Origin of the sequence: Humibacillus sp. DSM 29435 (assembly GCF_001758225.1) — a bacterium.
Lineage (GTDB): Bacteria > Actinomycetota > Actinomycetes > Actinomycetales > Dermatophilaceae > DSM-29435.
Genome location: NZ_MAST01000033.1, coordinates 1 through 14688 on the forward strand (window position 1 = coordinate 1; position 14688 = coordinate 14688).

The following is a 14688-nucleotide window of genomic DNA, read 5'->3' on the forward strand; positions in this document are numbered from 1 at the left end:
TCCTCATGTCCAGTACCGAACCCGTGTCACCAACGTCCGTGGTCAGTACACCTAGCCGCAACGGCGTAAATCGCCAGGCAGCACAGACGTCTACGGTCGGGCGCCGTCAGGGGAGAAGAAGAAGCGAGATGGTGCCGGTGGCGATCTCGGCGGCCACGACTCGCACCCGAACCGACTCCCCCGGCTTGGCAACGCCCTTCGCCTTCGCCACCACGCCGATCTCGGTCAGCTGCACGACCACACCCTTTTCGTTGCTGTCGACCACCACCGCTGCCTGCTCGCTCCCCACGAAGGCCAGTAGCTCGGCCGCCTCGACCGCGTCGGTGCAGGCCCGGTCAACCCCGTTGGCGATTCTGTCGGAACTGGTCATGATCTCAGGCAGGGTGGGCAGTGCCTCGCGCACCCAGCCGGGCACCTCGCGGCCGGCCGCGAGGGCCTCGCACACGACCAAGCCGAAGCGGTCGACGAGTCGGCGCAGGGGCGCCGTGACGTGGGCGTACGGGGCCGCCACCGCTGCGTGCAAAGGCTGCTCGGGCACCTCACCGTCGAACGGGGTGTAACCGGCGCCTCTGAACAGCGCGGTGGCCTCGTGAATCAGCGCCAAGTGCTTCGGGTTCTCACCATTCAGGGTGTGCAGCAGTTCGCCGTAGCGCATGCCCTTGGGCCATGAGACCCCGGCGGCGGCGACCTGATGCCGAAAACGGTCGAGGCCGCGCTGCTCGGGTGGCGGCATGGTGCGCAGAATGCCCACCTTTCCCTTCAGCATCAGGTCGGCGGCGCCCATGCCCGCCAAAAGCGAAATCTGAGCGTTCCAGTCCTCGGCGGCCACCAGTGGCCGGAACGAAACCTCGTAGCCGCCCTGCTCATCCTGGTCGACCTCCTGCTCGGGCATCGGCAGGCTCGCCCCGCCACGCTGCTGCTCGAGAGCGATGCGCTTCTCGCCGATCTCCTTGAGCAGCAACAGGCCTGCGTCGCCGCTACCGTCGTCGACGACCCGTTGCACCTCGACGTAGTCGTAGCGGCGCACGCTGCGAACCATGGCTCGATAGATGTCGACCGTGGTGGCCTTCGCATCGGCGTCGAGGGCGATGTCCCATACGAAAGCCGGCCGCACCTGCCCCGGCAGCAGGCTCGCCGCCCCTTCGCTGAGCTCGGTCGGGTGCAGCTGCACCCGCAGGTCGGGGCAGTACACCGTCTGACCGCGCTTGCGCGCCTCCTGGTCGATGGCGCCACCGACCGCCACGAAGGCCGGTACGTCGGCGATGGCGTAGCGCACCCGGTAGCCGTCGCCGTCTCGTTCGAGAAACATCGCCTGGTCGAGGTCTTGCGAGCTGGCCGGGTCGATGGTGACGAACGGCACCGCGCTCTCGTCGCGGTCTGGCAGGTCGGCCCGGTCAGCGGCATCCTTCGCCTCTTCGATCACCGACGGCGGAAACTCAGGGGCGATCTTGAACTCTTCGCGGATCGCGGCAAAGCGGGCCGTGAGCTCGGAGCCCAGGTCTTTGTCGCTACTGGGTGCCCGGTAGGTAATGCTGCGTCGCGCCATGACGACCACCCTACGCATCGAACGAACCGTCGCGATGGGCACTCCGCAAGGGTCAGCGACCAACTGCATAGGCTGGTCCCGTGCTCATCCTCCTCCCGCCGTCCGAGGGCAAGACCGGCGCGAAACGAGGCCGCTCCCTCGACCTCGGCGCCCTCTCGTTCCCCGAGCTCACGGCGATGCGCGAGGCCGTCGTCGACGACGTCGTGGCGGCGAGCGGCCGGCCCGATGCCTCCTCGGTGCTCGGCATCAACCCCAACCTGGCCGACCAGATCGAGCGCAACACCCGGCTGCACACCGCCCCGGCGGCGGCGGCCGTGCGGGTCTACTCAGGGGTGCTCTACCAGGCCCTCGACCACCCCACCCTCGACCCGGCATCCGTCCGGCGCGCCAACCGGCAGGTCGTGGTCGTCTCGGCGCTGTTCGGCGCGCTGCGCCTCACCGACCGCATCCCTGCCTACCGCGTGGATGTCTGCAGCACGCTGCCGCACGCCGGCTACCTCGCACGCGCGTGGCGGCCGCTTCTCGCTGCGGCTCTCGACCCGGCGGTGCGGCCACGGGAGCTGGTCGTCGACTGCCGCTCAGACACCTACGCCTCGCTGTGGCGACCCAGTGGAGCCCTGGCGCAAGGGTGGGTGCACATCAAGGTGCCGGGGGCCTCACACATGGCCAAGTACACCCGCGGGCTGGTCACCCGCGAGCTGGTCTCGGGGTCGGCGCCGCGCACCCTGATCGACCTCACCGAACGCCTGAGCGAGCGGTTCCTCGTCGAGCTGTCGGAGCCGGTTCGGCCAGGACGCCCGTGGACGCTCGCGGTCAACGAACGCACGTGAGCGACCTGACGGCGACCTCGAGAACGGCGTGCGGTGACTGACCCGGCACAGCTCGCTGAGCGGGTGCTGCCCGTGCTGGCGTTTCTCATCGCCATCACGGTCGTGGCCGAGATCTGTGACGTGTCAGGGGTGTTCGACGAGGCAGCGCACTACGCCGCTCGGATCGCCCGGGGCCGGGTGCTCGTGCTCTGGGGGCTCGTCGTGGCGCTGGCCTGCGTCTGCACCATCCTGCTCAGCCTCGACACCACGGCGGTGCTGCTCACCCCGGTGGCCATCGCGGTCGCGAGCCAGGTGGGGGCGGCGCCCCTTCCCTTCGCCATGGCGACCCTCTGGTTGGCGAACACGGCCTCGCTGCTGCTGCCGGTGTCGAACCTCACGAACCTGTTGGCCCTGCAACGGTTCTCACAGCTGAACGTCACGGTTGTCGACTACGTCAGGCTCATGTGGGCGCCCGCCCTGACCGCGATCGTGCTCACGGTGGCCCTGCTGTGGCTGCTGCACCGACGCGACCTGACCGGACGCTACTCGACGCCTCCACGAGCCGAGCCCCATGACCGCCCGCTGATGATCGTCTCCGCCCTTGTCGCTGCCGCCCTCGGGCCCGCCTTCGTGGCGGGCATCCCCCCAGCCTGGCCCGCCGGCATCGCCGCCGTCGTGCTCGTGCTGGTCACGGCCCGGCGGGCGCCGGAGCTGCTGCGACGCGTCAGCGTGCCCTGGCGGGCCGCCCTGGGCGTGGCCGTACTCTTCGTCGTCGTCGACCTCGCCCTGCGTGCGGGCCTCGGACCATGGCTCACCGACGTGGTAGGAGAGGGCGACTCGCTGCCGGCCCTGCTAAAACTCTCGTCGATCGGCGCCCTCACCTCGAACGGCATCAACAACCTCCCGGCGTACCTCGCCCTCGAGGTCACCGCCGACACCTCGCCGGTGCGTCTCGCCGCCCTGCTCGTCGGGGTCAACGCCGGGCCCATCGTGACGGTGTGGGGCTCCCTCGCCACGATTCTGTGGGCACAACGGTGCCGAGCGTCCGGTGTGCGCGTCTCGGCGGGCCGCATCGCCGTGACCGGGCTGGTGTGCGCAGTCGTCGTGGTGACGGGCGCGACTGTCGCCCTGGCCGCGCGGACGTGAGCGGTGGGGGCCACGCCAGCTCGCCGAGCCGACCGGCATCCGAGACTCCGGTAAGCCGCGCCACGCGCTGGTCAGACCATGGCGTCACACCGGGTGATCGGCCATAGGGACCACCACAGATGTCCCCGACGGCCCGAGGTGCACCGTCTGGTCACTCGGCACGAGTCGGCTGAAGTCACGCACTCCGTCGGCGTTGCCGGAGTTGCGCAGGTGCAGGGGGTGGGCGCCACTGGAGACCTGCAGACGGAGCCGGTGACCACGCCGCACGAGCGCGGCGGTGGCACCGAGGCGCACCTCATGATGACGCGGGCTCCCCATGACCCCGCGCTCGGCCGCGCCGTCGTCGACCGCCCGGGCGTACCCGTCGGCGATGTTCCACGACCGGCCCCTGCCGTCGACCTCGCACAGGCGCACGAACAGGTCGACGGTCGGGTTGCTCGACGACAGCACGACGTCGGCGACGACCTCACCCGCCACGAGCGTGTCGCCGGCCAGTGGCTCGCTCGTCCAGCAGAGCACGTCGGCGCGACGCTCACGCTCGCGCTGCCGCTTGCGACCGGCCGACCACGGGTTGAGCGAGCGACCGCCGACCATCGGAGTCGGGTCGGCCGGGTCGTAGCGGTAGCCGGCGTGCGACGCGTCCGCGGGCGCGTCGTCACGCAGCGCGCCGCCCGGGTGCAGGTGATAGGTGTGGGCGCGTCCCGCGGGAGGCCAGGTGGGCAACGTCAGCCATCGCGACGACCCGATGGGCTTGATCCGCACGGGCGGCGCCGCGTGCGCCGCCTCCACCTCGGCCAGCTGACGCAGCGACTCCTGCACGGCGACCGGCGAGATGCCCTGCGAGATGTGGGTCCAGGGCCCGGCGACGAGTCGCACCGGTCGCCCGGCCGCCGCGAGAGCGATGAAATCCTCGACCTGGGAGTGTCCGAAGAGGTCGTACCAGCCGGCCACGAGCACGAGCGGAGGCACGGTCGCCGGATCGCTGGCAAAGTCGACCGGCTGCCACCAGGGGTCCTCGCCGCCGTGGGCGAGCCAGTCCTGGAAGAACGGGGAGTCCGAGCCGGTGGCGGTCTCCACCGCCCGCGTGGGCGGGATCTCGTCAGCCCCTCGCGGAACGCCGCGACGCCCGCGCAGCTGCCGCCCGGCCTGGCGCAGCAGGGTGTCCTCCATGCTGTCGAGCAGCAGGTTCCAGACGACCGCGGTCTCCATGCCGAAGCCGCCGCGGTGGTGGATGATCGAGCGCAGGAACGAGCGGGCCGAGATGCCGATGACCATCGCCTCGACGGATGCCGGGGTGTCGCGGGTCAGCGCCCACTGGGTCAGCCCGACGTAGCTGAACCCGTAGGTGTGGATGCGGCCCGTGAACCACGGTTGCTCCTCCAGCCACGCCACGCAGTCGAGCCCGTCGTCGGCCTCGGTGAAGAACGGGTCGAACGAGCCGCCCGAGCCGAAGTGCCCTCGGCAGCTCTGCACCACGACGTGGTGGCCGCGTTCGGCGAAGAGCCTGGCCTCGGCGCCGAACCCGTCGCGACCGTACGGGGTGCGGGTCAGCAGCACCGGCTTGTCGAGGTGCTGCCCGGCCGGCGCCCAGTGGTCGGTGAGCAGCATCGTGCCGTCACTCATCCGCACCGGAACATCGCGTTCTACGAGCACGCCGCCGGTGCGCACCCGGGGCAGGCCCTGGCAGAGCTGTCGGTACCGGAGCCGCTGCCCGAGCGAGAGCCGCCCCGCCGTCTGCAGTCCACGTTCGTCGGTCAGGGCCATCGTCATCGTCCTCTTCGCCGTCTCGCTCCACCGGCACGACACCGGATGCCGGAAACCTAACCCAGGGCGCGCGTCAGCAGCGACCGCGCCCCGGACCCCGGTTCACACTCTGAACACCCCGCCACGGTCCGATCCCCGCGGCCACCAAGCGACATCCGCCACCGCAACCCCGCCACGGTCCGATCCCCGCGGCCACCAAGCGACACCCGCCACCGCAACCCCGCCACGGTCCGATCCCCGCGGCCACCAGGCGGCACCCGCCACCGCAACCCCGCCACGGTCCGATCCGCGTCGACCTCTGACCTGCCCTCGACCGTCAGGCGAGGGCGCGCGTCAGGTCGGCGACGAGGTCGCGCACGTCCTCGAGACCGACCGAGACCCGCAGCACCCCGTCGGTGATGCCCACGGCCGCCCGGGCCTCGGGCGTGAGGCGTCGGTGGGTCGTCGTGGCGGGATGGGTGACGAGCGACTTGCTGTCGCCGAGGTTGTTGCTGATCTCGATGATCTCGAGGGCGTTCATCATGGCGAACGCCTCGGCCTTGCCGCCGTCGAGCTCGAACGTGACGACCGTGCCCCCACCGGACATCTGTCGCTTGGCGAGCTCGTGCTGCGGGTGGGACTCGAGGAACGGGTGCACGACTCGCTTGACCAACGGGTGTGACTCGAGCACGTGGGCTACCTCCAGCGCGCTGGCCGCCATCCGCTCTACCCGCAGCGACAACGTCTCGAGCCCCTTGACGAGCACCCAGGCGTTGAACGGCGACATGGCGGGGCCCGTGTGGCGCATCAGGTTCTGAACCGGGCCGTCGATGAACTCTTTCGAGCCGAGCACCGCGCCGCCGAGCGTGCGCCCCTGGCCGTCGATGTGCTTCGTCGCCGAGTAGACGACGATGTCAGCGCCGAACTCGAAGGGCTTGCTGAACACCGGCGTGCCGAACACGTTGTCGACCACCACCTGCGCGCCCGCCGCGTGGGCCAGGTCGCTGACGGCCTGGATGTCGACCAGCTCCTGCATGGGGTTGCTCGGCGTCTCGAAGAAGACCGCGGTAGTGGGCTGGGCCAGCGCCTCCCGCCAGGCGTCGAGGTCACCGCCGTCGACGAAGACGGTCTCGACCCCCCACCGCGGCAGGATCTCGTCGAGGATCACGAAGCACGAGCCGAACAGCGCCCGAGAGGACACGACCCGGTCACCCTGCCCGAGCAGGGCGGCCAGAGCGACGAACACCGCCGACATCCCCGACCCCGTAGCGAAGCAGGCTTCGGCGCCCTCGAGGCGGCGTAGCCGCTCCTGGAACATCGTCACGGTCGGGTTGCCGTAGCGCGAGTAGATGAAGCGGTCGACGTCTCCCTTGAAGGCCGCCTCTGCGTCCTCCGCGGTCGGGTAGATGAAGCCCGACGTCAGGTAGAGCGCCTCGGACGTCTCCTGGAACTGGCTGCGGGACAGTCCTGCCCGCACGGCAACGGTATCGGGCCGCCACTGGTCGGGGGCCATGTCGCCCACCTCGGTCATCCCTGCACCCACGGCAGGCCCGTGACCTTCCACCCCGCCACCGAGCGGTGCCGCCGGTCGTCGGGTGGCCCCTCGAAGCCCTCCAGCACGTTGTACGCCTGGGCCCAGCCGTCACGGGTGGCGGCCTCGGCGGCCGCGATCGAGCGCACTCCAGACCGGCAGAGAAAGTAGACGGACTGGTCGTGGGCGACACCCGCGTCCTCGAGGTCGCTGGTGAACAGGTCGTTCACGCCCCCGTCGGGGTAGCTCTGCCACTCCACCTGCACGACGTCCTTGCCGATGACGCCTAGGTCCGGTAGACCGACGTACGCCCACTCGGCTCGCGTGCGCACGTCCACGAGCACGGCATCCGGCTGGTCGCGCAGGGCGACCCAGGCCTCGTCGGGAGTCACGTCACCGGCATACGTCATGACAGCGAATATCGCACAGCGGCGCTCAGCCGAGGTGGTCGGTCCGGTTGGTGAAAGCGACCGAGGCGGTGCCGTCTGGCCAGACCTCCACCCCGCTCAGGCTGCCCGGGGCCGTGGCCAGCGCCCAGAACCGGTCGTCCGGAATGCCGAGCACCTCCCCCACCACCGTCAGCACCCCTCGGCGGGTGGTGACCACGACGACGGTCCCACCCCGCCTGGCCAGCTTTTCGTACGCCGCGCGCACGCCCACATCGGCGCCCTGTCCACTGGGCGCCGACCAGCCGCCCTGGTGCTCCAGGGAGCATCCAAGCTCTTCTGCCAAGGCTGAAACCGACTCTGCGGCAACAGCGCCCGACACCAGGCGCCCGTCGTCACCGACGAGGCGCCGCACGGCCTGCGCAACACGGGGGGCGTCTGAGGGGTCGGCGGGCTCCTGCACGAGCAGCAGTCGCAGTGCCACCCGCGCCATCGCTCCGTCGTCGGCAACGGGCTCGGCGCCCGGGCTCCCCTCAGCCGGCGCCTCAGCCGGCGCCTCAGCCGGCTTCTCAGCTGGCTCGTCGGCCGGCTCATCGGCTCCGATCGGCACCCGGTGCACCGAGTTGCCGTCCATGGCCTCGTTGCTCAGTGCATCGGCAGCCTTGTTCTTCTCGCGCGGGATCCACTCGAAGTCGACCGACCCACCGGCCGCGCTGATCTCGGAGCACAGCTCACGCGCTTCGAGGGCGAGCCGGCGCATGTCCTCGTGCTTGATCTTCCAGCGCCCCGCCATCTGCTCCACGACGAGCTTGGAGTCCATCCGCGCCACGACCGCGGCCGCGGCGTCGATGTCGAGCACTGCGCGCAGGCCGGCGATCAACCCGGAGTACTCGGCCACGTTGTTGCTGGCCTTGCCGAGCGGCTCGGCGAGCTCGACCAGCACCTCTCCGCTGGTCGCCTCGCGAACCAGGGCTCCGTAGCCGGCCACCCCCGGGTTGCCCCGGGAGCCGCCGTCGGCCTCGATGACGAGCCGACGGTCCGCTCCGGCTCCGTGGGTCGTCGCGCTACCGGAAACCGCTCGGGTCACAGACCCGACTCGCCGGTGCGGATCATGATGCGTCGGCATTCCTCGCAGCGCACGACCTCGTCCTCCGGCGCGATGCGGATGCGGTTGAGGTCGACGTTGTTCAGCTCGAGACGACAGCCGCCACACTGACGGTGCTTGATCTCGGCTGCGGCGAGGCCACCGCTCGAGAGACGGATCTTCTCGTAGAGGGCGACCAGCTCGTCGCCGACGCCGGCCACGATGTCGGCCCGACCGGACGCCACCTGGGTGGCCTCGTCGTCGAAGGTGCGCAGGGCCTCGTCGAGCTCACGCTGCAGCACATCGACGCTCTCGGCCAGCTCTGCATGCTGCTGTTGGAGCGTCGTGACCTTGGCGGCGAGCGACTCGGCCCGCTCCATCACCTCGATCTCGATGTCTTCGAGGTCGCCCTGGCGACGGGCGAGCGAGGTGAGCTCGTGCTGCAGGGCCTGGAGGTCTTTGGGCGTGCCCTGACCGGCATCCAGTCGCTGCTGGTTGCGTGCCGCGCGGTCACGCACGAGCTGCACGTCCTGCTCCGACTTGCCGAGCTCGCCCTGTACGTCGTCGGCCGCGGTGCGGGCGTTGACGATGGCGGTCTCGAGCGACGACAAGTCGGCCCGAGCCTTCGCGAGAGCCTGCGTGTGCGGCAGGTGCGCGCGGGCGTAAATGATCTGGTCGAGACGCGAGTCGATGGCCTGCAGGTCGAGCAGACGCCACTGGCGCGACGGGTCAGCTTTCAGGGGGCACCTCCGGTGACGGCGTGGCGACGTTCGCGCCGACCACGAAGGTCCACGGCTCGGTGCGAACGACAGAGATTCTCGTTGCGACCCTAGCCGGTGGTGTCGTGATCTCCTTCAGGGCCGCCTGCAGTCGGTCGCGCACACTCACCAGCCACAGCGACTCCGTGGCCCAGTGACCCGCGTCGACCAGATAGGGAGGGCCACCGGCCGACTCCTCTCGAGCCTCGAGAACCGGGTGGTGACGAAGGTCGGCGGTCACGTAGACGTCGGCGCCGACCTCACGCGCCTGCTCGAACCGGTCGTCACCGGCGCCGCCCATGACGGCCACGACCCGCACCGGGGCGTCAGGGTCGCCGCTGACCCGGATGCCGCCCGCTGTGGCCGGCAGGACCTTTGCCAGCCGGTCCGCGAACTCGGCCAGTGACGACGTGGCGGCCAGCGTGCCCACCCGGCCCGCGGCATACGGTCGCCCATCCCTGCCCTCCAGTGTCGACAGGGGTCGCTGGTCGGTTAGCCCGAGGGCGTCCGCGAGCACCGACGAGACGCCCGGTTGCGCGACGTCAGCGTTCGTGTGGGCCACGAACAGGGCGACCCTGTTCTCGACGAGGCGGGTGACGGCCGCCCCCTTCGCGCTCGTCGTCGCCACCGAGTGGATGCCGTGCAGCAGCAGCGGGTGGTGGGTGACCAGCAGGTCGGCGTCCCAGGCCACCGCCTCGTCGATGACAGCGAGGGTGGGGTCGACAGCGAACAGGACCCGCCGCACGGGACGGTCGAGATCACCCGCGACGAGACCCACGCGGTCCCAGGCGGCAGCGCTGGCCGGCGGGTAGAGGTCGTCGAGAGCCGCGACGACGTCGCTCAGCACCAGGTGATCCACGTGGGCCCGGCCGGGCTCGAACCGACGACCCCCGCGGTGTAAACGCGGTGCTCTACCAACTGAGCTACAGGCCCCAACTGCTCCGCACGCCAGGCGCAGGGAGTGCCGTCATTGTGCCAGCCCGTCGGGCCGGTCGGTCACCACCACCGCCCACCACCGCCCACCACCGCCCACGCCGGCGTCCCCCGGTCAGAAGAGCAGCGACCCCGCGGGCTCGGGAGCCGACGTCGTTCGGCGCAGCGCCGCCAGCGCGGCCCGGTACTCGGAGAAGTCACGACGCACGCCGGCATCCTTGACCTCAGACCACACGATGGTGCCGGCGCGGTCGATCAGGAAGGTGCCGCGCCGGGCCGAGCCGTCATGGTCGTTGAACACGCCGTAGGCACGGGCCACCTCGCCGTGCGGCCAGAAGTCGGAGAGCAACGGGAAGAAGTGCCCCTCGGCGTCAGCCCAGGTGCGCAGCGCGAACATCGGGTCGCACGAGACGGTGAACACCTGGATGTCGTCGTCCTGGAAGTCCTCGAGACCGTCACGGATCTCGCGCAGCTCGCCCGTGCAGATGCCCGAGAACGCGAACGGGTAGAACACGACGACCGCGTTCTTGCGGCCGCGCACGTCGCGCAGGCTCACCTGGCCGCCGTACTGGTCGGCGAGCGTGAAGCCGGGCGCCGGCGTTCCGACGACAGGGGAACAGTCGACGGCTTCACGCACCTGCATCGGGGTCATGACCCCATTCTGCCAGTGACCGGGGCTCAGCGCCGAGGCCCCTTCGGCGGCATCAGTCGGATGGCGACCCAGTCGTGCGAGATGGCGACCTGCCCCCCGGTCTGGAGGCCGGCGGTCGAAGCCGCCTCCTCGACCTCGCTGGCATCGACGTGCCCGGCTCGGCCGGCCTTGGGGGTCAGCAACACGACGTACCCCTGGTCGAAGAGCTTGGTGAGACCGTCGACCATCAGGTCGACGAGGTCGTCGTCACCGTCGCGATACCAGATGACGACGCCGTCGGCTCCGTCCTTGAAGTCCTCGTCCTCGAGGTCGGCCCCCACGACGTCCTCGATGTCGAAGCGGAGGTCGTTGTCGACGTCTGCGTCGTAGCCGAACTCCTGGACGATCTGTCCCTTGGCGAAGCCGAGCTTGAGCAGGGCCGCCGCCGCTCCCGGCGCACTACCGGTCTCGCTCACGTGCACCAGCCCTTCTGCCCAGCTCCTCCACCGACGGTCGGGGAGGGATCTCACGGACACGATCACGATCTCGATCTGCGCTCTCGTGGTCAAAGCCCCCCCGGTGGGGGCGCACGGCGAAAGCCGATGTCACCTCCCGAGTGACACCCACGGTATCGGCGGCGGGGCCGCAGCGGTGCGACCGGGTCGACCCAGCCACCCCGACCGGCCTCGATCGGGCCCGCAAAAGCACTTTGCCCAGGCCCACGGACCCCTTCGTGACGACTGTCGGGCTTTGGTGGAGGATGGAGGAAGCAGCGTCGTGACCGACCGGTCGAACGACGCGGCGTCGCGAAGAGAAAGGACCCACGACGTGGCATCCCAGGGCGGACCGATCCTCAACGGCATCCCCAGTCAGCTTCCGGACATCGACCCCGACGAGACGCAGGAGTGGCTCGACTCGCTCGATGCCGTGCTCGACGAGAAGGGTCGCACGCGCGCCCGCTACATCATGCTCAAGCTGATCCAGCGGGCGCGTGAGAAGCAGGTCGGGGTGCCCTCGCTGACGGCGACCGACTACATCAACACCATCGGTCCCGAACGCGAGCCGTGGTTCCCGGGCGACGAGGATGTCGAACGCGAGTTCCGTCGCTACGTGCGGTGGAACGCGGCGATCATGGTGCACCGGGCCCAGCGTCCGGGCATCGGGGTCGGCGGCCACATCTCCACCTACGCGAGCGCCGCGACGCTCTACGAGGTGGGCATGAACCACTTCTTCCGCGGCAAGGACCACCCCGGCGGCGGCGACCAGGTGTTCTTCCAGGGCCACGCCTCCCCCGGCATGTACGCCCGTAGCTTCCTCGAGGGCCACCTCTCCGAGGCGCAGCTCGACGGTTTCCGGCAGGAGAAGAGCCACCTCGTCGACGGCAAGATCGAGGCCGTGCCGAGCTACCCCCACCCCCGGCTGCTGCCCAGCTACTGGGAGTTCCCGACGGTCTCGATGGGCATCGGCCCGATGAACGCCATCTACCAGGCCCAGTTCAACAAGTACATGCAGAACCGTGGCCTGAAGGACACCAGCCAGCAGCACGTCTGGGCCTTTCTCGGCGACGGCGAGATGGACGAGGTTGAGTCGCGTGGCGCTCTGCAGTGGGCGACCAACGAAGAGCTGGACAACCTCACCTTCGTCATCAACTGCAACCTGCAGCGGCTCGACGGCCCGGTGCGCGGCAACGGCAAGATCATCCAGGAGCTCGAGGCGTTCTTCCGCGGTGCGGGCTGGAACGTCATCAAGGTCGTCTGGGGCCGCGGCTGGGACCCCCTGCTCGCTGCCGACCGCGACGGCGCGCTCGTGCACATCATGAACGACACCAACGACGGCGACTACCAGACCTTCCGCGCCAACGACGGCAAGTACGTGCGCGACCACTTCTTCGGACGCGACCCGCGCACCGCCAAGATGGTCGAGAACTGGACCGACGAGTCGATCTACTGGGACCTCAAGCGTGGTGGGCACGACTACCGCAAGGTGTACGCGGCCTACAAGGCGGCCATGGAGCACACCGGCCAGCCGACCGTCATCCTCGCCAAGACGATCAAGGGCTACGGGCTCGGCAGCCACTTCGCCGGGCGCAACGCGACGCACCAGATGAAGAAGATGACGCTCGATGACCTGAAGGGCTTCCGCGACAGCCTGCGCATACCGATCAGCGACGAGCAGCTCGAGGCCGACCCCTACCGCCCGCCGTACTACCACCCCGGCGCCGACAGCCCCGTGGTGAAGTACTCGGTCGACCGGCGTCGCAAGCTCGGCGGCACCCTGCCGAGCCGTCGCGTCGACTTCGAGCCGCTCACCCTGCCCGGCGACGAGGTCTACGCCCAGGTGAAGAAGGGCTCGGGCAAGCAGGAGGTCGCCACCACGATGGCCTTCGTACGTCTGCTCAAAGACCTGTTGCGCGACAAGGGAATCGGCCAGCGCATCGTGCCCATCATTCCCGACGAGGCCCGCACCTTCGGCATCGACGCGTTCTTCCCGACGATCAAGATCTACAACCCCCACGGGCAGAACTACACGCCGGTCGACAACGAGCTGATGCTGGCCTACCGAGAGGCGACCGACGGGCACATCCTGCACCTCGGTATCAACGAGGCGGGCTCGGTGGCGGCGTTCACGGCGGTCGGCACGTCGTACGCGACGCACGGCGAGCCGATGATCCCGATCTACGTCTTCTACTCGATGTTCGGCTTCCAGCGCACCGGTGACTTCATCTGGGCGGCGACCGACCAGATGACGCGCGGGTTCCTCATCGGGGCCACGGCCGGGCGCACGACGCTGACCGGCGAGGGTCTGCAGCACGCCGACGGCCACAGCCCGTTGCTCGCCTCGACCAACACCGCGGTGCGGCACTACGACCCGGCCTACGTCTACGAGATCGCCCACATCATGCAGCACGGTCTGGCCGAGATGTACGGCCCCGACACCACGCTCGAACGGGCCAACCACATCTACTACCTCACGGTCTACAACGAGCCGATGATCCAGCCGAAGGAGCCCGACGACGTCGACGTGGAGGGCATCATCAAGGGCATGCACCGGATCGCCTCGACCGACACCGAGGGCTGGCAGCACGAGGCGCCCCGCGCACAGCTCCTCGGGTCTGGGGTCGGCGTGCCGTGGGCTCTCGAGGCGCAGCAGCTGCTCGCCGACGACTGGGGCGTGGCGGCCGACGTGTGGTCGGTCACCTCGTGGAACGAGCTGCGCCGCGACGGCCTCGCCGCCGACGAGCAGGAGTTCCTCTCTCCCGACGAGGAGCCCATCGTGCCCTGGGTCACCCAGTGCCTGAAGAACGCCGAGGGCCCGGTCATCGCCGTGTCCGACTACATGCGCGCGGTGCAGGACCAGATCCAGCCCTGGGTGCCCGGCCCGTTCGCGTCGCTCGGCGCCGACGGCTTCGGCTTCAGCGACACCCGCCCGGCTGCCCGGCGGTTCTTCCACATCGACGGCCCGTCGGTCGCGGTGCGCACGCTGCAGATGCTCGCCAAGGAGGGCAAGGTCGACGCCGACCTGCCGGCCAAGGCCGCCGACAAGTACCGCCTCGACGACGTGACCGCCGGCACGTCGGGCAACGCGGGCGGCGAGAGCTGACCGACGCCAACCCGTCATCGGCCCGGATGCCGCTGAGCCCGCTTCTCCTCGAGAGGCGGGCTCAGCGGCATCCCCCAGGGTGAAGAGGCCGCACCGACGGTGCCCGCACTCACTGGCGCCGGAGCGCTCCGGCGCCGCTGACCCCGGTCGTGCACGGTGACTGCGACCTAGCTGTACTGACCACGGACGTTGGTGACACGGGTTCGGTACTGGACATGAGGAAGACCCCCGGGGTGGGGTGGAGCTGTCTGACGGCAACACACCCACCACGGAGGTCTTCATGTCCCACGCTAACGCCCCACTGACCCCGACCGGGCGCCTTCGCCTGGCCCGGTGCATCGTCGATGACGGGTGGCCCCTGCGGCGGGCCGCGGACCGGTTCAACGTCTCGGTCACCACGGCCGCGCGCTGGGCCGGTCGGTACCGCCAGCATGGCGAGGCCGCCATGGTGGACCGCTCGAGCCGGCCCACGTCGTGCCCGCGGCAGCTGGACCGGCGCACCGAACGGCGGATTATGGGGT

General features: G+C 70.0%; 13 protein-coding genes and 1 tRNA gene. 4 read left to right on the plus strand and 10 right to left on the minus strand.

Annotated features, from left to right (window positions below):
- Window positions 1–106: 106 nt before the first annotated feature.
- Window positions 107–1546 carry an RNB domain-containing ribonuclease gene (locus tag BA895_RS16225; protein WP_070192942.1) on the minus strand — a complete coding sequence of 480 codons (1440 nt, stop codon included), beginning with the start codon at window positions 1544–1546 and terminating at the stop codon, window positions 107–109.
- Window positions 1547–1626: 80 nt separating this feature from the next.
- On the opposite strand from BA895_RS16225, the gene BA895_RS16230 reads away from it, so the two are divergent.
- Both BA895_RS16230 and BA895_RS16235 read left to right on the plus strand, forming a co-directional pair.
- On the plus strand, window positions 1627–2376 hold the full coding sequence (locus BA895_RS16230) for a YaaA family protein (protein ID WP_070192937.1): 750 nt from the start codon (window positions 1627–1629) through the stop codon (window positions 2374–2376).
- A 33-nt stretch (window positions 2377–2409) separates the two neighbouring features.
- The gene (locus BA895_RS16235) at window positions 2410–3501 is read left to right on the plus strand and encodes an SLC13 family permease (protein WP_070192938.1); all 1092 of its coding nucleotides are present in this window, start codon (window positions 2410–2412) and stop codon (window positions 3499–3501) included.
- Between the two features lie 84 nt (window positions 3502–3585).
- Here BA895_RS16235 and BA895_RS16240 read toward each other — a convergent pair whose 3' ends face one another.
- The 9 genes from BA895_RS16240 to BA895_RS16280 form a co-directional block, all read right to left on the minus strand.
- A complete protein-coding gene (locus BA895_RS16240) occupies window positions 3586–5271 on the minus strand; it encodes a CocE/NonD family hydrolase (protein WP_083283452.1) in 1686 nt (561 codons plus the stop codon).
- A 310-nt stretch (window positions 5272–5581) separates the two neighbouring features.
- The gene (locus BA895_RS16245; protein ID WP_070192939.1) at window positions 5582–6775 is read right to left on the minus strand and encodes an O-succinylhomoserine sulfhydrylase; all 1194 of its coding nucleotides are present in this window, start codon (window positions 6773–6775) and stop codon (window positions 5582–5584) included.
- Entirely contained in the window at window positions 6772–7185 is a 414-nt protein-coding gene (locus BA895_RS16250) for a rhodanese-like domain-containing protein (RefSeq protein ID WP_070192940.1), read from the minus strand. Before BA895_RS16250 ends, BA895_RS16245 begins: the two co-directional genes overlap by 4 nt.
- A 25-nt stretch (window positions 7186–7210) precedes the next feature.
- Window positions 7211–8248 (minus strand): reverse transcriptase-like protein, encoded by a 1038-nt coding sequence (locus BA895_RS16255; RefSeq protein WP_254666513.1) that lies wholly within the window; start codon window positions 8246–8248, stop codon window positions 7211–7213.
- Entirely contained in the window at window positions 8245–8856 is a 612-nt protein-coding gene (locus BA895_RS16260; protein WP_371327728.1) for a zinc ribbon domain-containing protein, read from the minus strand. The genes BA895_RS16255 and BA895_RS16260 overlap by 4 nt, the downstream gene beginning before the upstream one ends.
- A gap of 118 nt (window positions 8857–8974) precedes the next feature.
- Window positions 8975–9850 carry a Nif3-like dinuclear metal center hexameric protein gene (locus BA895_RS16265; protein ID WP_175442355.1) on the minus strand — a complete coding sequence of 292 codons (876 nt, stop codon included), beginning with the start codon at window positions 9848–9850 and terminating at the stop codon, window positions 8975–8977.
- Between the two features lie 13 nt (window positions 9851–9863).
- Window positions 9864–9936: transfer RNA gene (locus tag BA895_RS16270), tRNA-Val, on the minus strand.
- 115 nt (window positions 9937–10051) lie between these two features.
- Entirely contained in the window at window positions 10052–10588 is a 537-nt protein-coding gene (locus tag BA895_RS16275; RefSeq protein WP_083283455.1) for a peroxiredoxin, read from the minus strand.
- Window positions 10589–10614: 26 nt separating this feature from the next.
- The gene (locus BA895_RS16280; RefSeq protein ID WP_083283456.1) at window positions 10615–11043 is read right to left on the minus strand and encodes a DUF3052 domain-containing protein; all 429 of its coding nucleotides are present in this window, start codon (window positions 11041–11043) and stop codon (window positions 10615–10617) included.
- 352 nt (window positions 11044–11395) lie between these two features.
- Here BA895_RS16280 and aceE point away from each other — a divergent pair, with 352 nt between their 5' ends.
- Together aceE and BA895_RS16290 are read left to right on the plus strand one after the other, a co-directional pair.
- Window positions 11396–14167: a pyruvate dehydrogenase (acetyl-transferring), homodimeric type gene (aceE, locus tag BA895_RS16285; RefSeq protein ID WP_070192948.1), complete on the plus strand. Its 2772-nt coding sequence runs from the start codon at window positions 11396–11398 to the stop codon at window positions 14165–14167.
- Between the two features lie 280 nt (window positions 14168–14447).
- The coding region (locus BA895_RS16290; protein ID WP_139142725.1) for a helix-turn-helix domain-containing protein at window positions 14448–14688 on the plus strand (241 nt) is incomplete at its 3' end.

Excerpts from the sequence above, each read along its gene's own strand:
- BA895_RS16225 (WP_070192942.1), bottom strand. The coding sequence starts at position 1,546 with ATGGCGCGACGCAGCATTACCTACCGGGCACCCAGTAGCGACAAAGAC.
- BA895_RS16240 (WP_083283452.1), bottom strand. The coding sequence starts at position 5,271 with ATGACGATGGCCCTGACCGACGAACGTGGACTGCAGACGGCGGGGCGG.
- BA895_RS16245 (WP_070192939.1), bottom strand. The coding sequence starts at position 6,775 with ATGACCGAGGTGGGCGACATGGCCCCCGACCAGTGGCGGCCCGATACC.
- BA895_RS16250 (WP_070192940.1), bottom strand. The coding sequence starts at position 7,185 with ATGACGTATGCCGGTGACGTGACTCCCGACGAGGCCTGGGTCGCCCTG.
- BA895_RS16275 (WP_083283455.1), bottom strand. The coding sequence starts at position 10,588 with ATGACCCCGATGCAGGTGCGTGAAGCCGTCGACTGTTCCCCTGTCGTC.